Here is a 19,962-nt window from a genome sequence, read left to right as displayed (position 1 = left end):
CCTTAGGAGGATAAACCATGTTAGATAAATTCACTCAATTCATCGAGCGCCATTTGGCAGGACCGATGGAAAAACTTGGCAGCCAGCGTCACTTGCGGGCGGTTCGTGACGGGATCGTTTCAACCTTGCCATTGATCATCGTCAGTTCGTTCTTTATGATTTTAGCCTTTCCACCGCTGCCTCAAAGTTGGGGCATCTATCAATTCTTGTCTAGCAATGCCACAACGATCTTATTGCCTTATCGAATGACGATGTACATTATGAGCTTGTATGCGGCATTCGGGATCGGATACAGTCTTTCTCGCTCTTATAAGCTTGATGGTCTTTCTGGCGGGATCCTAGCTACGACCGCCTTCTTACTGACCTTCACCCCTGTCAATATCCCAGCAGAAGCCTTGGATGCTGCTGGAACGGTCGGCTTTGTCTTGCCAATGGCCAATTTAGGGAGTGCTGGTATGTTCGTGGCGATCATCACCTCGATTCTTGCCGTTGAAATCTATCGGTTAACGGACAAATCGAAATTTAAAATCACGATGCCAGAACAAGTCCCACCTGCAGTCGCTCGTTCTTTCGAAGCCTTGACCCCTACCTTAGTCATTATTTTAGGAATGGGTGCGATCACTTACTATATCGGCTTTGACTGGCACACGATCGTGGCAAAAGTCGTTGATCCTTTAGTCAGTGCCGCAGACACCTTGCCAAGTGTGCTTTTGATCACCTTCTTGACGACCTTCTTCTGGTCATTCGGGATCCATGGTGCTTCTATCGTTGGTTCACTGGCTCGTCCATTATGGTTGCAGTTATTGGAAGGAAATACGACTGCGCTTGCTTCAGGAGATATGATTCCCAATATCGCAGCCGAACCATTTTATCAATGGTTCATCTGGATCGGTGGGGCTGGTTCAACGATTGGTTTGGCTATCTTGTTAGCGTTTCGCACCAAATCGGAATTCGGTTCAAAACTAGGAAAAACAGCCTTGATTCCAGCTATTTTCAACATCAACGAACCACTGATTTTCGGTACACCGATCGTTTTGAACCCAATCTTGATCCCACCTTTCATCATTGCACCACTGATCAATGGCGTCATTGCGTGGGTCGCTACCTCAGCTGGTTTAGTCAATGCAGTTACGGTCAATGCCCCTTGGACATTGCCTGGACCAATTGGCGCTTTCTTAGCGACTGGCGGCGATTGGCGTGCGATCGTGCTGAATGTTCTTTTGATTCTTTTATCGATCCTGATCTATTACCCATTCGTAAAAATCTACGACAAAAACGAATTGGAAAAAGAAAATCAACCAGTCGCACAATAATGTGTAAATAAAGGTCGTACGAAGCACCCACCAAGACAAACAGAAGAAGCCTTCCTCACCAGCTTTTTCCAATGCCAAGAGGTGTTTCGTGCGGTTTTTTAGAAAGAAGGAAAACCATTGAAACGAGAAATTGGCCTTTCGATTTACCCCGACCATAGTGATCCTTTACTGGATCAAGACTATTTAAAAAAAGCTGCTGCCCTTGGTTACTCTCGCTTATTTATGAGTATGCTAGAAGTCAGTGAAGGCAAAGAGACCGTCAGAAAAAAATTCTCTTCGATTATCGGCTTTGCCAAGAACCTTGGCTTTGAAACGATATTAGATATTTCGCCTGCTGTTTTTAGTGATCTGGCGATCTCTTATGACGATCTTAGCTTCTTTGCAGAATTAGGCGCGGACGGTATCCGCTTGGATCAAGGGTTTGATGGCAGTAAAGAAGCCCAGCTGACCTTTAATCCATTTGGCTTGGCGATTGAATTGAATATGAGTAATGATGTGAACTATTTAGAAAATATCCTTTCTTATCAAGCCAATGAACCTTTTTTATATGGCTGCCACAATTTTTACCCCCAACGAGGCACAGGCTTAACGGATGCTTTTTTCCGCAGCTGCAGTCAACGTTTTAAAAAATATGGGTTGAAAACAGCCGCCTTCATCACTAGTCAATCAGCCAAAATCGGCCCTTGGGAAGTCAATGATGGCTTACCGACCTTAGAATCTTGTCGAGATTTACCATTGGCGCTGCAAGGGAAGCTGCTTTTTGCTTCTGGGTTGATCGATACCGTGATTATCGGCAATGCTTATGCGTCGGATGCAGAGCTGAAAGCTCTGGCGGCGATCGATCGTTACAAGCTGACCTTTGGCGTTCTCGTAGAAGCAGAGGCCAGCGAAATCGAACGAAGAATATTAGCCGAAACCAATCATTTTCGGCGTGGTGACAGTAATGCGTTAGTCGCTCGTTCCACACAATCACGGGTGAAGTACCGTCCCATCGAAAACCTCCCTCATACAAACCAAGAACCTTTTGCCTATGGGGACATCGTTATCGGCAATGATACCTTTGGCCAATACAAAAACGAATTGCAGATCGTTTTGACCCCTCACCAAGACACACGGAAAAACAAAGTCGGCGCCATTTCAAGTGACGAGCTGCCTTTGTTGGAATATTTAAAACCGTGGACCAAATTTGCTTTCGAATTATTGGATTAACTCTTTAGAAAAAAGCCGCTGATCACAAAAGGATCAGCGGCTTTTCTTAGGTATTAATCTTCTCTTTTGGACTCATCGATTTGATAAACAAATGACGGATCAATCGCTTGATCCAGTGTGTCAAATGCACCCTGGATGCGCCGTTCGACTTCCGCCAAGCCCTCTTTGTCCATCTTTTTGATGTCACTGATGTCAATGGGCTCCCCAAAGCGGACGGTTACTCGCTTGCGTTTAAAAAGATCTTTTAACGTCAGCGGTCCTTGATAAACAGAGGGAACGATCTTGACCTTAGCCATTTTTGCGATCAACGCCATGCCGCCTTTTAAAGCCGTTGCGTGTCTCGTACCACTTGGAAACATGATCAAGCTAAGATCCGTTTCCTTCAAAATTTTGACTGGCGTCTTTACCGCGCTCGGTCCCGGTTTGTCTCGTTTAACTGGAAAAGCATTGGCATGGATCAAAATGAACCGTAAAATCGGGTTTTTGAACAGCTCTTCTTTCGCCATAAAACTAAATTTCTTTGGTCGAGCAGCCACTGCTAGGTACAATGGATCCCACCAGGTTCGGTGAGGAGCCACTAAAATGTAGTTTTCATTTTTAGGTAAAACCTCTTTGTTTTGATAACGAGCATTGCCGTTGATCAAAAATAATACTACGCGAACCACACCGCGCATAAAGCGAAAAAACATACTCATTTTCCTTTCTATTTCTCTCCTATTCAAGTATGCAAAAAAACGGTTTAAATGACAAGCATTTTTTAGCGTTTCCCATTATTCTTAATCGTAGTATAATACATTGAAATGAATTTAGAACAGGAGTATGCTTCATGTTGCAACCAAACGAACGCATCGACCAATTGTATGCCGATGACATCAAGATCATTCAAAGTTCCGAAGTTTTTTCTTTTTCATTAGATGCTGTGTTATTAGCAAATTACGCTAGAGTGCCAAAAAGAGGCGTAATCGTTGACCTTTGTGCAGGGAATGGCGCAGTCGGTTTATTTATCAGCAAAAAAACGACCGCTCATATTTATCAAATCGAATTGCAAGAACGCTTAGCGGATATGGCGCAGCGCAGTATCGAATTAAACGACTTGCAAGACCAGCTGACGGTCTATCCTTTGGACTTGAAGAACCTCTTTCAAAAAATCAAGCCTGATTCCGTCGATCTATTGGTCTGCAATCCCCCTTATTTTAAAAATGTACCGACGGCGATCAAAAACCCGAATCCCTATTTAGCGATCGCTCGGCACGAGATCACCACAACTTTAGATGAAGTGATCCAAACCGCTAGCAAAGCGTTAAAAATGAACGGACGGTTTGCGATGGTTCATCGCCCGGATCGCTTTCTCGATATTTTGGACCATATGCGCGCACATCGAATCGCACCAAAGCGCGTCCGCTTCGTCTATCCGAAAGTAGGCAAAGAGGCCAATATTTTATTGATTGAAGGAATCAAGGATGGCAAGGCGGATGGCTTTAAAATTGATTCCCCTCTCATTACCTATGATGAAACGGGTGCCTATAGTCCCGAAGTGAAGGCGATGCTCTATGGCTGCTGAGAATCATTATTTTTATGTGTTGCGTTGCAACGATCAATCCTTCTACGGTGGTTATACCACTGATTTGAGCCGCCGCTTATTAGAGCACAACAAAGGGATCGGAGCAAAATATACCCGTCCTGCTAGTCGCAGACCATTACAAATGATCCATGCGGAAAGCTTTTCCACTCGCAGTGAAGCCACTCAAGCAGAAGCCGCCTTCAAAAAATTGTCTCGCAAAAAGAAAGAGGACTACCTGAGCAGCCATAGCGAGAGTAATGTTATCTGAGCAAGCATACAAAAAAACTACCTGCGCACGGAAGATTCCTGCTTGAAGGAGCTTTCTTTCGTGACTTAGGTAGTTTTCTTTTATGGTTATTCATTCCTATTTGGTAACGCCCATTGGGTTTGACTTTTCCCAAATTCTTTCGGGATCACAGAATCGACGGATTGATATTCGAGGGTTTCTTGAGACTTTGGAATCGTAATTGCCGTCAAATAGTTGTTGGTTTCGGAATAGAAGCCGATCGTTTCAAAGGAAGGATCAGTCAAATGGTATTGAACCCCCTGCAGCTTAGCCGTTGTTTCCTCTTCCACAAATGTCGGTTGATAGCGAGCATAATAAACCTGGGCGCCCATTTTAAAATATACGGAGTTATGAGCAGATCCAAGAAATTCAATCGCCCGTTCCACTGGTACTGCTTGATAGATCCCTAAGGTTTCAATCGCTTTATTGCTTTGGATGCGCTGATAAACTGCTGTAGTATCAGATTCGTAATATTTATAGCCTAAAAACATTTTTTCGCGGTCTCGGATATTCGGTGTGATCAGCGCATTATACGTTTTGAATTCACCATACACTTGATCTCCAATAAAAAAGCCTAGCAGACACGCAACGACTATGCCGCCAAGCAATAGCGTCACTTTCGGGTTACGGTTTTCTCGATAAAGCAGAACCATCAGGAACCCTAATAATGCGATCAGACCAACCACCATGAGAATTGGTAGGATCACATAGTAAAAACGCTCACTTTGCAGCCATTTTTCGATCGTCATAAATGCAATCATTCTTTTTTCCCCTTCGATTCCTCACTACCCACTGTTTTCCCCTTGGTCAACCAGTAGAAGGATCGTCCTTTCATCCCTTTTCTTGCCATTGACTCTTCCGACGCTCAATTCACATGTAAATTCTTATGAAATTAATTTTACCATAAGTATGTATAAAAGATAAGTATTCGTTGGATTGCTTTTCACGACCAGCATCCATTGACAAAACGAGGGTTTTATCAGATAATATTGATGCTAATAGGGAATGAATGTCTCCCTCAGTTCTTACTGAAACCGCAATTTTGCTAATGACTTCTACCACTTTTTTTTTAGTGTGTAGTAGTCATTTTTTATTTTCACTCGTTCGTCATAGTTGCAAGAGCATTATTCCTATCTTTTTTAAAGGATCGTGATAGAAATGAAGAAACAAGAAACAACGTATTTTGAACTGACTGCATTAGGTTTGCTCAGTCTGGTGATTGGGGTGCTTGCTGGAGCTGTTGACACTTTCTTTGGCAAAATTTTACTGTTCTTAAGTGCCTTCCGTGAAAGTCATTTTTTGCCATTGATTCTCTTCTTACCAATTATCGGTATTTGCTTTACTTACCTTTTCCAAAAGTATGGCGATCGGAGTCCTCAAGGAATGAACTTAGTGTTTTTAGTCGGGCAGGAAGAAGAAAAAGATATTCCGCTGCGTTTGATTCCTTTTGTAATGGTGGGAACCTGGCTGACGCATTTATTTGGAGGAAGCGCAGGCAGAGAAGGAGTTGCGGTTCAGTTAGGTGCCACCATCGCCAATCGTTTAGGAAATTGGGTGCGACTAGAAAAGTACGCCAGCACCCTGATCATGATTGGGATGGCTGCGGGATTTGCTGGTTTATTTGAAACCCCCATCGCTGCGACGTTCTTTGCATTGGAAGTGCTTGTCATCGGTAAATTCAGTCATCATGCCCTCTTACCTGCTTTGCTGGCTGCTTTCACTGCTAGTACGACTTCTCAATGGTTAGGCTTAGAAAAATTTAGTCTTATGTTGCCTCAATCCGTCGATTTGACGATACCTGTTTTTCTGAAATTACTTGTGATTGGGTTGATTTTTGGTATGGTTGGCGGCAGCTTTGCGGGATGTTTAGAAACGATGAAACGCATCATGAAGCGGCGCTTCCCGAATCCACTGTGGCGTATTGGGATTGGCGCATTGGCGTTAGTCTTGCTTTTTGTTTTGTTGTATCAAGGGCGTTATTCAGGCTTAGGAACAAATTTGATCAGCGCGAGTTTCACGAATCAACCGATCTATTCTTATGATTGGCTGCTTAAGTTGGTGTTGACCGTATTGACCATCAGCAGTGGTTTTTTGGGTGGAGAAGTCACCCCTTTGTTTGCGATTGGCTCTTCTTTGGGGGTCGTGTTGGCGCCACTGTTCGGACTGCCTATCGAACTGGTAGCAGCACTAGGCTATGCCAGTGTTTTTGGCAGCGCCACTAGCACCTTATTTGCACCGATCTTTATTGGTGGAGAAGTCTTTGGCTTTCAAAATCTACCCTTCTTTGTGATCGTCTGCTCCGTCGCCTACTTTATCAGTAAACCTTATAGTATCTATCCTTTACAAAAAACATCGGCAATGGGACAATGAGCCACTTCTGAACACAACAAGAGCAAAGAAAAAACCGCGAACAAGTCGCGGTTTTTTGCTATTTTGCACGTTTTAAATAGGTACCTTCAGCTGTATTGATTTCTAGCATTTCGCCTTCTTCAACAAAGTCAGGAACATTGACAACTAAGCCCGTTTCCATCGTTGCTGGCTTACCAGAACCAGTCACAGTTGCCCCTTTGATCGATGGCTGTGTTTCAACAACTTTCAAGATTACGCTTGAAGGTAATTGCACGCCAATCACTTCGCTGCCGAAGAATTGGATTTTTACTTCCATGTTTTCTAGAATGAACTTCATTTCTTCTTCAACCACTTCAACTGGAATTTCATATTGTTCATAGGTTTCCAGATCCATAAAGAATGCGGTATCGTCCATTGTATATAGGTATTGTACAGCTTTCGTATCGATATGCGCTTTTTCAAATTTTTCTTCTGGACGGAAGGTTGTATCGTAAGTCGAACCAGTCCGAACGTCACGTAATTTCATACGCATAACCGTATTTCCTTTACCTGGTTTGTGGTGGCTGGCATCTAATACTTTGATAAGTTTGCCGTCTTGAACAAACGTCATTCCAGCTCTTAAGTCACTTGCATTGATCATAATTTTGAAATCTCCTTCACTATGTGATAATCCTTGTCTATTGTATCAAAAAAAACAGCTTTATTCTAGCTAAATCAGTGGGAAGGTCGCACAAGTTTGCGCCGCTTCTCCATGTAGTGAGGATCGTACTCATCCGTTTCAATATAAATATAGACTTTTTTATCTGCCATTTGATGTCGGATCTCGGCTTCGATCTCATTAATGATCTCATAGCCGACCTCTTCTTGTTTTGCGGCAATATCGACTTTCGCTGCAATCAAAATTTCAGCTGGCCCTAAATGGACTGTTTTCACATCGATCAAGCGATCAACATCGGGACGTTCAAACGCTTGTTTGATCACCGCTAAATCACGTTTGGTAACACTTTCCCCAATCAGTAGACTGTAAAATTCGCGGGCTAAGAAGATCGCTGCTACCATCAATAAAAGGCCAATCAATAAGCCGCTGAAGGCATCAAAAAATGCGTTCCCGGTAATCATTGTTAAAACCGTTCCGATCAGTGCGATCATCAGACCGATCACCGCACAAAAGTCTTCTGTGAAAATGATCAAAATCTCACTATGCCGACTTTCTTTCAAAAAACGATAGATTGGTTGACGTTCGACGTTTAGCTCGCGGATCTCCTTGATTGCGATCCACAACGAACTTCCTTCAACGATCATCCCGAAAATCAAGATAGCGATCACTAACCAGGTATTGCCGACTTCATGGGCGGGATGCAGCAGCTTTTCCACTGCTTCCATCACGCCTAATGCGCCCCCACCAAAGAAGAGCATCATCGCAACGATCGTGCTGAAAAAATATTTCGCCCGACCTTCACCAAACTGATGCAGTTCACTTTGTCCCTTTGTTGCCCGTTTATCACCGATCAATAAAAAGATCTGATTGCTGCAATCTACGACACTATGAATGCTTTCATTCAGCATGGCCGCACTACCGCTCAAGGCATAACCGACAAACTTACTGATCGCCACCAAAATGTTTGAGATCAGTGCAGCGATGACCGCCATCATGCCATTTGCTTTCTTTTCCACACCTAACGCTTCCTCTCATCAATAAACTCCCTGCTTATTATGCAACTATTCTTCACGAATGAATCAAGCTGCCTCTAGTTCCTCAATCAACAGGTGCTTGCTTTTTCAACTTCGCCTCTCTACGACTGATTTTTTTGGTCCAAAAACCACCCGAGATATACTTGGGTTCATAGCTGATGATAAACGCTCGCTCTTCCACCGCTTTGATCGTTTGATAGAGCTTTTTCTCACTTTTTCTTTGGGAAAGAATCTCTAAAATCAGTCGCGGGCCTTCCAATCCTTCACCAAAGCTTTGTGTCACACCATAGCCCTCTTGTCGCAAAATCTTCGGCAAACTCTTTTCTTCATCTGTATTACTAGGTAGGATCACTGTGACCATTGTATAGCCGAGAGCCAGCTTATCTTCGATTTTGATCCCGATACTGACTCCTGCAGCATAACCTAATGCATAGAACAAGAGATTCAGTGGGTTATCCAAACGATCCAATACCATAGATAAGCCTAAAATATAGATCGTGATTTCGATCATACTCACTAATGGGGCAATCACGCGATACCCTTTCATTGTCAATAAAAATCGCAGTGTGTTCAATGTAACATAGGCGAGATTGATAAAGAAAATCATCGCCAGCATTTGTAGATCAACTTCCATCTTTGATTCCCCCTTGTTCTTAGCATATCAAAACGCAAGCGAAAATTAAAATATTTGAGCAGGATTTAATTACTAAAATAACTAAATTAAATTTATTCTGCAGAAGGCAAAGTGCTTAGGTGATTTCGTTGATGACTACCGTGTCATGATTTTGCTCATCGATCCATTGCCTGTGGTTTCACTCACTTCTATTGATTGAAAAGCGTATCCACCAAAGTGGGAAAAGTAGTGTAAACCACTACTCGTTTGTTTCAGACAAAAAAAGAAGCCCAATGGCAAATGGACTTCTTTTTGTCTGATCAACTTTTACAGTGTTCGATCATATTCACGATTGCAGAACATGCTTACTTGTTTTCCAAGGGGTTATTCGTCAGCACTAGGTACGAAACTCAGCTCCCAATGGATGGTTCCTTGATAACTTGTTGCTTGTGGCCTCGCGCCAATAGGGATTTCCAGCTCGACACTTTTTTGCATGGTATGCTCGTTTCCATAGCGTTGAATCCAAGTTCCCGCCCCTTGCTTTTCATTGGCACGTGCAATCACTTGGTTCTGCGGTCCCAGCTCAATTGCTTCAAAGTAGTCTGGTGCTTCAGAGGGATTTTCTCTAGAGGTAACCATTTCAATATTATTCAAATGCACACTCGCTCCTTTTAAGTTGTGCTTAAACGCATCCGTGCTAACGAACCCTTCCTCAGATAAACGGGCACTCAAGGTCCAGCCATTTGGGAGAAATCGACGATCGGAAACCTGAATATAGTTTGGCCGTTCGGTTGATTCATGATCATCCACTGAAGAAATTCGTTGCGAACGCGCCGGATAGCGGCTTGTCGACGAGCGAATCGGTACTGTACCAAAATCGAATTGTGAAACAAAGTCTATGCTGACAAACCCGCGATTTTCTGGTATCAATGGTGGATTTTCAGGAAGAATCGGTTGATCAGGATCAAGGGGATCTTTTGGGTCAACGTCACCAATGGGTTCCACAGTGGTTGATGCTTCTGCCCATTTACCATCAAGAAATGCCTGTGCGGTGACCACCTCACCTTGTGTAAAATACTGGAAAGGTTCTAAATCAGATAGATCAAGTAAATAGTGCCCGTTTTCATCCGCTTGTGTGTGAAAATACCCGCTATTGCCAGCACTATCGACTGTCGTTTCAAGCGTCGGTTCTGGCATCAGCCCCTCTCTTTGAAATCGAAGGTAGCTACCAGGATTGGCAGTTCCCGAAATCGTATAGGCATTAGGTAAGGTTCTATCTTCTGTCAAAGTATCGATGGTCACCGTGATGTCTGGTATTCTCTCAAATAATAGACGTTGTGAACGAGAAGCAAACTGCGCGGCAACCCCTCGACTTGTTTCCTCATTCAGTGAAGATACATTGGTCACATTGGTATTGGTTCCTGAAATCGCCGCAGTCATGGACAGAATCGGTTGCCACTGAAAATCAGATGGGTCTCCTGTATTTCCATGCCGCCACTGGCGAATCGCCTGGTTCTTTGCAGTGATTCCTCCCCCTTCAATTAGACCATTTGTTGTGGTCGTTATTGGGCGGGTTCTTTGCAAATTGACACGCTTGGCATCGTCGATCGTCAATCTTGCGGGATTGTTGGCACCGCTAAAGAAAAGTAGGCGTTGGACAGGTTGAGGGCTGTCCGAACGAATATCTAAGGTAGCATCTTTGCCAACATTGAGATTGCCAGTCGTGCCAGAGAAGTGGAAGATATTTGCGGTTGTATTTTGATTTGTTGCTTCAACCTCTAAGGTGCTGCTGTCTTCTAAGGTTACATGAGTATTGGCACTCAACCAGAAAATATGACTATACAATGTTCGGTTTGCAGCAGTAACCGACAAGCGACTTTTTTCCATTAAGCGAATATCATGAGGCGTGCCTGATGTGATGACTGCCGGACTGTTGTTTTGTGTATTTAATGCCAATTCCGCACCTTTTCCTAACTCAATGCGTCCATTGCCAGCGACAAACCGAATATTGGCACCACCTGCTTCACCAGCTGAACCGTTGGCATTTAATGAGAGTCGGGCATTATCCCCTAGTACGAGACGCGCATTCGTATTATAAAAATCAAGATTTCCTGAGCTGATCGTCGACATTTCGACGTTTGCTCCCTCACGAAGTTCTATTTGGTTGATTTCAAAATTCGCTTGGATGTTCGAGTGAATCATCCAAGAAGCATTGAAGTCTGATGTATATCTAGGCGTTTGGTGTGAAACCGAATGTCCAGAAAAGCTTGCTCGAGAGTGCAAACCGTAAAACAACTGATTGCCAGTATGGTTGAGATTGTGGTACCGAATGATTGAACGCTGCTGATTTGTCATGTTCAAATCATGGTATTCAATTGCCCCCCAAAAGTTTCCATGGTAGAGTTCCAAATTTTGCAAGGTAATGTCCCATGGGGAATCAGGATTGACACTCGAATCGCGGAAACAGATCGCAACGGCTCTAAGATCCATCTGATAGGTGTCGAGACCATCAATGATTAACGTTCTTGAAACTCTCGAGGCATTGATATAAACATAGGCTAATCCGCCATTAGGATTGGCGCTGCTGCTCCAGCCGTCAATTCCCGTAATACCTAAACGAGGATTATCGTTCGTTTGAAAACTGGCTGTCAAATAAATATAATTGACCGTCGGATCGACCATTGCAGCCATAAATTCGACCCAGTTAGCAACCCCTCTCTTTTTTACGTCGTCGCCTAAAAGATACAGATTGCCAGGATCAGAATCTGATGCCTCAGGAAGCTGGCTTTCTATTTCCTTCTCTTCTGCTACTTGATCCTCTTGATCCAATTGATCAGTGGAGTCACTCGAATCAGTTTGGTCATCCTCTTGTGTATCCGTAGGGTTTGTCTCCCGTGCTTCTTTTATCTCAAGTATTATCATTGATTCTGCTACCTCAAATGGAAACGACCCTGCTGTATCAACTACCACTGGAACCAAGAAATCACTTCTAGGGGTATCGGTCGTTAGTTTCCACCCATTCTCTTCAGTGGTTGGTGTAATTTTGACTCCCTTTGGCAACTCCTCTTCAGCAATAACCGCAGATTGCGGCAATCGGATCGCTATTTCACTAATGGGACGGTCCGTATGAAATGCGACTAGCAACATGTCTCCTACAGTCCCAGCTTTCGTTGATTCATCAAAATAAATGGCAACTCTTTCCTCGGCTTCTTTCTCTCGTATCGGTTCAAATGCTTCACTCGCATCCGTGTCTTCCTCCAGCTGAGCAGCAAAGAAAATGTTTGAAGAAAACACACTCATGGTTGAAAAAAAGTAGAGTCCTCCAAGTAAGCCAATAATGATAGTGAAATATACCTTTCTCTTTTTCTTGTTCATTTGTTGATGCCCCACCTTTCAGCGTATCTTTCCCTTGAAATCGATCATGGATCAGTCCTTCCCAAAGAGCAGCTTTAGCCATCAGGACGCTTGCTTCCCTTTTTCAATTACAGCTGATTAGAAAACCACAATCCTGTTACCGTTTGACCTGCCATCGATTTTAAATGACAAAAGAAATCGCCAATTAAAATAACAAACATTATAAATAACGATGGTTTTGATCGTTTCACTTTATTCTATAGCCCACGCTATCGCTTAGTAAAATCAGAATATTCCTCAGCCGGTGAAAAATGTAATTCGACTAAGCATTTTGTGAAATCGGCAGTTTCGGCACACAAAAAAAACAGCTAGATGTTAGCCATCTAGCTGAAATCATTCATCGTTATGATCAAAGGACCACTTCTATTAAGAGTAACTGTCACTACTATTTAGAACGAAAATAGCCATTTGAAGATTCTTCTTGTTGATCGTCTTCAATCATTCCTTTTAATGATCGATCTAAAACGGAACGTTTTTTCTCACCATTTTTTTTGTTATTGGCGCGAAACTCACTGCGCGTCATCCCAACAGAGGGATGGCGATTGAATTTTTTGACGGTTGGATCATTTTCTTCTTTGACTTGATAAGCTGCTGGTTCCGTATCAAACAACAAATAACTTTCTTGTTTTTTTGCCATTGCATCCATCAAATCGTTCGGCGTAATTTCAGGTTTTTGCTCATCTGGAATAATTGATGCAGGAATATATTTAGGTACGAAGTAAGAGCGCCCCGAATATTCTTTTTTCGAAGAAACAGGAACCTCAGCTTTTTCCTTCTTACTGGTCACTTGATAAGAAGAATGGTTCGCCTCTTTGCCAAAAAAATTGGTTTTTCCTGTTGGCATCTGTTCTTTCACCGGACGTTTTCCGTACTGAGGCAAGTTGGCACGGTGATTGGCAAGCTCTTCTTTTTGACGAACATTGTGCCCCCGATCGCGTTGGCTGGACTGCACTTTACGCTGCAAAGATTGATTTTCTTCCTTGTGAGAATGACTCACGGAATCTTTGATTTCGGTTAAAATCCAATCATCTGCTTTACTGAATGCGGGGCGATGCTCGGATTGCAGCTTCACACCATCTGTATCATCATAAGCAGGAAAACGGAAGTGTTTTCGTTTCACATCTAAATAATTTGCCACTGTACTCATCCTCTTACATGCATTTTTTTCATCATACCATAAATTAAGGAGAATTTCACGAAAGACTACACCATTTCAGATGAGGACACTTCAGCTAAATTCGGCTAGAGGCACCGTCTCAGTCAAGCTTGCTGCATTCGGTTCTTTGACATGGGCAAATAATGGATCGATCTGCCAAATATCTGCAGCATAATTTCGCACCGTTTCATCTGCCGAAAATTTGCCTGCATTCGCAATATTCATTAGGCTGACTTTACGCCAGCGCTGCGTATCCTGATAGGCACTATCTACCCGATGCTGCGCGTCACAATAGGCATGAAAATCCTTTAATAAAAAGTATTCATCATTGTATTTCAAAAGGGAATCAAAGATTTCTCGACCTTCTACTTGAATATTGGGGATCGTCCCATCAATAAAAGCATTGACCACCCGTTGCAAGACTGGATCTGACTCATAGTAGGTGTAAGCAGAATAATTATGCTGGGCGTAATACTGATACACTTCTTCTTCCGTCAACCCAAAGATCGCAATGTTTTCATCACCGATCGCATCTCGAATCTCAATATTGGCACCATCTAAAGTCGCGATCGTTACTGCCCCATTTAGCATCAACTTCATATTGCTTGTCCCTGACGCTTCTTTAGAGGCCAATGAGATTTGTTCACTGACATCCGCTGCTGGAATGATTTTTTCTGCTAATGAAACGTTGTAATTTTCTAAAAATATAACCTTGATTTTATCATTGATGGTTTCATCATGATTGATCAGATTCGCCACTTCATTGATGACTTTAATGATCGATTTTGCGTAGTGATAGCTTGGTGCTGCTTTGGCACCAAAAATAAAGACTCTTGGATGAAACGCTGCAGTCGGATCGTCTTTGACCTCAAAGTAGAGCTTCAAGATATGCATTAGATTCAGCAGTTGTCGTTTGTACGCATGCAGGCGTTTGATCTGCACATCAAAAATTGCCGTTGGATCTACTGTAATGCCCGTTGCTTTTTGAATGTACTTTGCCAGTGCACGCTTGTTACTCATTTTTGCGTCGGCAATTTGTTGCAGAACGTTTTCGTCATCATAATAATTTTTGAGCAGCTGCAGATCCAAGGGGTCATTGCGCCAACTCGTACCGATCGACTGATCCAGCACTTTGGCTAATGGTTGATTGGCTAGCTGAAGCCAACGCCGTTGTGCGATGCCGTTGGTCTTATTGTTGAAACGGGCAGGATAAATGAGATAGAAGTCATGGAGTACCACTGATTTTAGTAAATCAGAATGGAGCTTGGCTACCCCATTGACACTATGGCTGCCGATGATGGCTAGATGTGCCATATGGACTTGATCATCAATAATGATTCGCGTCCGATCCAGTAAGGCTTGCGGATGGACCCCTTGCATTCCTTCGACAAAGCGCCGATCAATTTCTTTGATGATCTGATCCATTCTCGGTAACACTTCTTCAATCATGCGAACTGGCCATTTTTCTAAGGCTTCCGCCATGATCGTATGGTTCGTATAACTCATGACTTTCACGGTGATCGCCCACGCTTGTTCCCAAGCAAGGCCTTCTTCATCAACTAAAATACGCATCAGTTCTGGGACACAAAGCGCTGGGTGCGTGTCGTTGATATGGATTGCTACTCGTTCACTGAGCATCGCTAAAGGCAGATTCGATTTTTTATGATAGCGAATGATACTTTGAATGCCTGCAGAAACAAAAAAGTATTCTTGCATCAATCGTGTGCGTTTGCCGATCTCGTTTGAGTCATCTGGATATAAAACAGCAGTCAAATTTTCTAAGGCTTGCCGTGATTCCAATGTCGCATAATGCGCCTCATCTTCAGCAGGCACTTCGACACTCCACAAGCGCAGTGTGTTGATGTGTTGATTCTGATAGCCAACCATCGCGGTGTCATACGGAACTGCCCGCCAGGTAAAGCCGCCTTCATAGACTGGCGCTAGTTTTCCGTCCTCTCCCGTAACGAGATAGACCTGCCCACCAAATCGAATAGGCACCGCTTTGCTTTCTTTGCGGACTTCCCAGACATTCCCAGAACGTAACCAATCATCTGGTAATTCTACTTGATGGCCGTCAATAAATTTTTGTTTAAATAATCCATAGCGATAGCGAATCCCGTTCCCATTTCCCGGCAAGCTTAATGAAGCCAGCGAGTCCATAAAACAAGAGGCCAAACGACCGAGGCCCCCGTTTCCTAAAGCCATGTCTTTTTCTGTATCCGCAACGTCATCAAGGGAAACGCCTAACTCTTCAAAAACGGCTTCCGCTTGCTCCAACAGCTGCATATTCAACAAATTGCTTTTTAGCATTTTGCCAGGCAAAAATTCGATTGAAAAATAGTACGCTTGTTTTTGATCCTCCAGCAAGAGATTTTTTCTGGTTTGACGCCAGTCTTCTGAATACATTTGCTTCACCACATTGGCTAGTGCTTGAAACAATTCCTGCGGTGAAGCTTCATCCACTTCAATCGCAAAGAGTTCATGAACACTGATTTCTAGCAGTTCACGCAGTCGTTCTTTTGTCATAGGGTTACACTCCTTTTTGCATTCAATTTATAAAAAAGAAGAATCCTTGCCGCCAAAATTGCTAGTCATACAACTAGCAGTTCTGTTGCAGACAAGGATTCTTCTGTCTTAAAACAATCAAACTTTGATAGTATTATACAACTGGATATAAAGATCGGAACTTTGATTCCAGCTGAAATCTTTTGCCATTGCTTGCTTGACCAATACGTTCCACGTTGCCTGATCAGATTGATACAATTCGACCGCTTGCTTCAAGGCATTCATCAAGTAAAATGGTGAAAACTCTTGAAAGCCAAAGCCGGTACCTTGTTTCGTGATCGCATTATAGGAATCTACCGTATCTTTCAAGCCACCGATTTCGTGAACGACCGGTAATGTACCATAACGCATCGCGATCATCTGTGACAGTCCGCATGGTTCGAAGGCGGAAGGCATCAAGAAAAGATCCGCTGCTGCGTATAACTTTTGCGCCAATGCAATATCAAAAGAAATCGCGGCAGCACATTTGTCAGGATATCTCTGAGCAAAATAGCGAAAGCCTTCTTCAAAATCATGTTCGCCAGTCCCTAGTAAGATGAACTGAACATCAAATTGCAAGAGATTTTCCATTTCTTCAAGGACCAAATGGAACCCTTTTTGAGTGGTCAAACGGCTAACAACAGAAATCAATGGGACATCTTTACGGGTAGGCAAACCAAATTGTTCTTGTAGCGCTCGCTTGTTTTTAGCTTTTCCTGATAAATCTTCGACACTGAAAGGATAGTCCAAATGAGGATCGGTTTCTGGATCGTTCATTTCGTAATCAATTCCGTTTAAAATGCCGCTGAGTTTGCCGCTTTCCATACGTAAAATCACTTCAAGCCCACAGCCGAACTCTGAGGTTTTGATTTCTTCACTATAGGAAGGACTGACCGTCGTGATGCGGTCCGCATACAAGATTCCTGCTTTCATAAAGTTCAAGCAATCGTTTAAACGTAGTGTGCCATCATCGTATCTCTCAGTCCCCATACCAAAAAGATCGGGTAAAATATCGCGACTATACCACCCTTGAAACCCAATGTTATGGATCGTCAAAACGGTGCGTATGTTTTGATACGCTTGAATCCAATGATATTTTTCTTTGATCAAGAAGGGAATCATCGCCGTATGGTAATCATTGACATGAACGATGTCTGGAATAAATTCAATGCGTTCCATCATTTCGATCACGGCTAATTGGAAGAAAGCAAAGCGTTCCCCATCATCATAAAAATCATAGAGCCGTTCGCGGCCAAAATAGTAGAGATTGTCTATGAAATAATAGGTCACAGAGCCTAGAACTAATTTTTTGATCCCACAATATTGCTTGCGCCAACCGACCGCCACTTCAAAGGAAAAACAATCTTCCATTTGCTCCTGGTATTCAGCAGGCATTTTCGTGAAATAAGGTAAGACAACAATCGTCTCGACGCCTTTTTTGACCAATTCTTTTGGTAATGCCCCTGCAACATCCCCTAATCCGCCTGTTTTAAAAAATGGGGCGCATTCCGCTGCTGTAAACAGAACCTTCATGCGCTTGCCCCTCCAATAACGTCTTGGGTCACATGAGAATTTTTCTTAATGACGATTGGCGTTTCTTTGGTTCCTTGCACTTTGACACCTTCTGCGATGGTCACATTTTTATCTAGGATCGCATAAGAGACTTCGGCACCTGCTTTGATCTCATTATTTCCGAAGATGATCGCTCCTTTGACTTTTGCTTCAGGATGGATCTTCGTGCGGCGGGCAACGAGTGACTGTTCGACCGTTCCTTCCACGATGCAGCCAGAAGCAAAGTGGCTATTTTTCACGTCAGATGTTTCTGAATAATACGTTGGCACTTCGTTTTTCAGTTTGGTATAGATCTTTTGATTCGAATAAAGCAACGACGTAAATTTATGCACATCGAGCATATCCATATTTGTTTGATAGTAAGAAGAGATGTCATAAATGTTACTTAAGTAACCAGTGTACTCATATAGACCTGTATTTTCAACAGCGATCATTTCTCGTAAAAATTGACCGAGGTCTGCCGTTGCGCCAACTTTTTGCCCCTCTTTTAGCGCAGCGATCAGACGATCTGTTTGAATGATAAAAATATCCGTACATAAGTTGACAAGGTCACTGACCTCACCTTTTTTCGCTTGGATCGCTTCTTCTAAGTGACCTTCACTGTCTACATTGAACAACAGATCACTTTCGCAAACATTGTCACTGCTGATGCGTTTGTATACGACGGTCATTTCATTGCCTTGTAGCTGATGGATTTTCAGCAAGGCACGCAAATCAATGTTGCATAAGACTTTGCTGCCCATAAATACGGTATGATCCGATTTGGATTTTTCCAAATAGTCGATGACATTATAATAATACTCTTGTCCTTCTGCTTGCTTTTTCAATGAGTCTTGGAACAGGTGAATAAAGAAACGGTTTTGTATGCCGTCCAAGTTCCACTCTTTTCCGCCACCGATATGATCGAAGACCGACTGCGTTTCTCCTTCATTGAAAATCATATAGACTTGTTTGATATTGGCATTTTCGATACTTGAAAGATTAAAATCTAACAAGCGATATTTGCAGTCAAACAATAAAGTCGACAGCGGACGGTTTTCTGTTAATGGCATCAAGTCTTGGTATCGTTGCAGATTCCCTAAAATCGCACACATTTTATTAGTTCTCATCAATCGTCACCCCTAAAATTTCAGAATAGCCGACTACGGCAATTTCGTCTGTTCCATCGATCTCTGCATCGTCACCAATCACTGCATTTTCCCCTACGATCACTCGGTTTAATTTAACATTTCTACCGATCACCGCTCCAGGCATGATCACGCTGTCCTTGATCGTCGATCCTTCTTTCACCTGCACATTTTCTGATAAAATACTGTGCTCGATTTCCCCTGCAACATAACAGCCATCCATCACGAGAGAGTTTCTCGCAGCCCCGGTCTCAGTCACAAAATGTGGTGGTGCGATTGGGTTTTTAGAAAATACTTGCCAACTTTTATCCCGAATATTCAACTCCATTGCTGGATCAATAAATTCCATATTGGCTTCCCACAATGAATCGATCGTTCCTACGTCTTTCCAATAGCCAGAGAAGCGATAGGCAAAAACGTTGTCGCCGCTTTCGAGATAAGAAGGAATGACATGTTTCCCAAAATCGACCATTTCGCCGTCTTTTGTATAGTTACTCAACAGCATGCTGCGCAAACGACTCCAATCAAATATATAGATCCCCATTGAAGCGAGATTGCTTTTTGGTTCGGCTGGTTTTTCATCAAATTCAATGATACGGTCATTTTTATCGGTGTTCATGATTCCGAAACGCGAGGCATCTTTCATCGGTACTTCGAGAACTGCAACCGTCAATGAAGCATCATTTTCTTTGTGTTTTTCCAGCATTTCTTCATAATCCATTTTGTAGATATGGTCCCCTGATAAAATCAAGACATATTGCGGGTCCATCTCATCGATATAAGCGATGTTTTGATAGATCGCATGGGCGGTTCCTTCAAACCATTTTTCGCCTTCTGAATTTGAATATGGCTGTAAGATCGTCACACCGGTACTGATTCCATCCAATCCCCAGCTCGCACCATTTCCGATATGGTTGTTTAGTGCTAATGGCTGGTACTGAGTGACAACACCCACATTTTTGATTCCTGAATTGACACAATTACTCAACGTGAAATCGATGATCCGATATCTGCCACCAAATGGAACCGCTGGTTTAGCAATATTCTTTGTTAATTTCCCTAATCGAGTCCCTTGTCCCCCTGCGAGGATCATTGCTAACATCTCTGTTTTCATTTTGTTTGGTGA

At 43.0% G+C, this 19,962-nt stretch carries 16 protein-coding genes and 1 riboswitch; of the genes, 5 read left to right on the top strand and 11 right to left on the bottom strand.

Going from position 1 to position 19,962, the window contains the following annotated elements; genetic code table 11:
* The first annotated feature begins 17 nt into the window (after positions 1–17).
* Together Q1X33_RS09200 and Q1X33_RS09195 are read left to right on the top strand one after the other, a co-directional pair.
* The gene (locus tag Q1X33_RS09200) at positions 18–1,313 is read left to right on the top strand and encodes a PTS sugar transporter subunit IIC (protein ID WP_005229683.1); all 1,296 of its coding nucleotides are present in this window, start codon (positions 18–20) and stop codon (positions 1,311–1,313) included.
* Between the two features lie 117 nt (positions 1,314–1,430).
* Entirely contained in the window at positions 1,431–2,522 is a 1,092-nt protein-coding gene (locus Q1X33_RS09195) for a DUF871 domain-containing protein (RefSeq protein ID WP_201689510.1), read from the top strand.
* 53 nt (positions 2,523–2,575) lie between these two features.
* Here the strand turns inward: Q1X33_RS09195 and Q1X33_RS09190 are convergent, their stop codons facing one another.
* The gene (locus tag Q1X33_RS09190) at positions 2,576–3,211 is read right to left on the bottom strand and encodes a 1-acyl-sn-glycerol-3-phosphate acyltransferase (protein ID WP_005229679.1); all 636 of its coding nucleotides are present in this window, start codon (positions 3,209–3,211) and stop codon (positions 2,576–2,578) included.
* 137 nt (positions 3,212–3,348) lie between these two features.
* Between Q1X33_RS09190 and Q1X33_RS09185 the strand changes: the two genes are divergently transcribed.
* On the top strand, positions 3,349–4,083 hold the full coding sequence (locus Q1X33_RS09185; protein ID WP_005229677.1) for a tRNA1(Val) (adenine(37)-N6)-methyltransferase: 735 nt from the start codon (positions 3,349–3,351) through the stop codon (positions 4,081–4,083).
* Positions 4,073–4,351: a GIY-YIG nuclease family protein gene (locus Q1X33_RS09180; RefSeq protein WP_005229675.1), complete on the top strand. Its 279-nt coding sequence runs from the start codon at positions 4,073–4,075 to the stop codon at positions 4,349–4,351. The genes Q1X33_RS09185 and Q1X33_RS09180 overlap by 11 nt, the downstream gene beginning before the upstream one ends.
* An 86-nt stretch (positions 4,352–4,437) precedes the next feature.
* Here Q1X33_RS09180 and Q1X33_RS09175 read toward each other — a convergent pair whose 3' ends face one another.
* The gene (locus tag Q1X33_RS09175) at positions 4,438–5,130 is read right to left on the bottom strand and encodes a hypothetical protein (protein ID WP_005229673.1); all 693 of its coding nucleotides are present in this window, start codon (positions 5,128–5,130) and stop codon (positions 4,438–4,440) included.
* Positions 5,131–5,361: 231 nt separating this feature from the next.
* A riboswitch (Fluoride riboswitch) is annotated at positions 5,362–5,434 on the top strand.
* A gap of 93 nt (positions 5,435–5,527) precedes the next feature.
* On the opposite strand from Q1X33_RS09175, the gene Q1X33_RS09170 reads away from it, so the two are divergent.
* Positions 5,528–6,739 carry a chloride channel protein gene (locus tag Q1X33_RS09170; protein WP_034869329.1) on the top strand — a complete coding sequence of 404 codons (1,212 nt, stop codon included), beginning with the start codon at positions 5,528–5,530 and terminating at the stop codon, positions 6,737–6,739.
* Between the two features lie 58 nt (positions 6,740–6,797).
* Here the strand turns inward: Q1X33_RS09170 and efp are convergent, their stop codons facing one another.
* The 9 genes from efp to Q1X33_RS09125 all read right to left on the bottom strand — a co-directional run bounded on the left by efp (position 6,798) and on the right by Q1X33_RS09125 (position 19,950).
* Positions 6,798–7,358, bottom strand: a complete 561-nt coding sequence (efp, locus tag Q1X33_RS09165; RefSeq protein ID WP_005229668.1) for an elongation factor P — start codon at positions 7,356–7,358, stop codon at positions 6,798–6,800.
* 74 nt (positions 7,359–7,432) lie between these two features.
* Positions 7,433–8,392 carry a cation diffusion facilitator family transporter gene (locus tag Q1X33_RS09160; protein WP_016610815.1) on the bottom strand — a complete coding sequence of 320 codons (960 nt, stop codon included), beginning with the start codon at positions 8,390–8,392 and terminating at the stop codon, positions 7,433–7,435.
* Positions 8,393–8,474: 82 nt separating this feature from the next.
* Positions 8,475–9,044, bottom strand: a complete 570-nt coding sequence (locus tag Q1X33_RS09155) for a DUF2179 domain-containing protein (RefSeq protein WP_005229664.1) — start codon at positions 9,042–9,044, stop codon at positions 8,475–8,477.
* A 363-nt stretch (positions 9,045–9,407) separates the two neighbouring features.
* Positions 9,408–12,398 carry a WxL domain-containing protein gene (locus Q1X33_RS09150; RefSeq protein ID WP_301969638.1) on the bottom strand — a complete coding sequence of 997 codons (2,991 nt, stop codon included), beginning with the start codon at positions 12,396–12,398 and terminating at the stop codon, positions 9,408–9,410.
* 424 nt (positions 12,399–12,822) lie between these two features.
* Positions 12,823–13,584 carry a hypothetical protein gene (locus tag Q1X33_RS09145; RefSeq protein WP_005229660.1) on the bottom strand — a complete coding sequence of 254 codons (762 nt, stop codon included), beginning with the start codon at positions 13,582–13,584 and terminating at the stop codon, positions 12,823–12,825.
* Between the two features lie 81 nt (positions 13,585–13,665).
* Complete coding sequence (locus Q1X33_RS09140) at positions 13,666–16,119, bottom strand: glycogen/starch/alpha-glucan phosphorylase (RefSeq protein ID WP_005231919.1); 2,454 nt, start codon at positions 16,117–16,119, stop codon at positions 13,666–13,668.
* 117 nt (positions 16,120–16,236) lie between these two features.
* Positions 16,237–17,670, bottom strand: coding sequence for a glycogen synthase GlgA (gene glgA, locus Q1X33_RS09135; protein WP_005229657.1), 1,434 nt, complete (start codon positions 17,668–17,670; stop codon positions 16,237–16,239).
* Positions 17,667–18,818 (bottom strand): glucose-1-phosphate adenylyltransferase subunit GlgD, encoded by a 1,152-nt coding sequence (glgD, locus tag Q1X33_RS09130; protein ID WP_301969637.1) that lies wholly within the window; start codon positions 18,816–18,818, stop codon positions 17,667–17,669. The genes glgA and glgD overlap by 4 nt, the downstream gene beginning before the upstream one ends.
* On the bottom strand, positions 18,808–19,950 hold the full coding sequence (locus Q1X33_RS09125; protein WP_016610807.1) for a glucose-1-phosphate adenylyltransferase: 1,143 nt from the start codon (positions 19,948–19,950) through the stop codon (positions 18,808–18,810). The genes glgD and Q1X33_RS09125 overlap by 11 nt, the downstream gene beginning before the upstream one ends.
* Positions 19,951–19,962: the final 12 nt, after the last annotated feature.

It is taken from the genome of Enterococcus sp. B2E4, from assembly GCF_030499455.1.
In the GTDB taxonomy this organism is placed as follows: domain Bacteria; phylum Bacillota; class Bacilli; order Lactobacillales; family Enterococcaceae; genus Enterococcus_D; species Enterococcus_D casseliflavus.
Note: the sequence above shows the minus strand (reverse complement) of the source record. Positions and strands in the feature narration are given on the sequence as shown.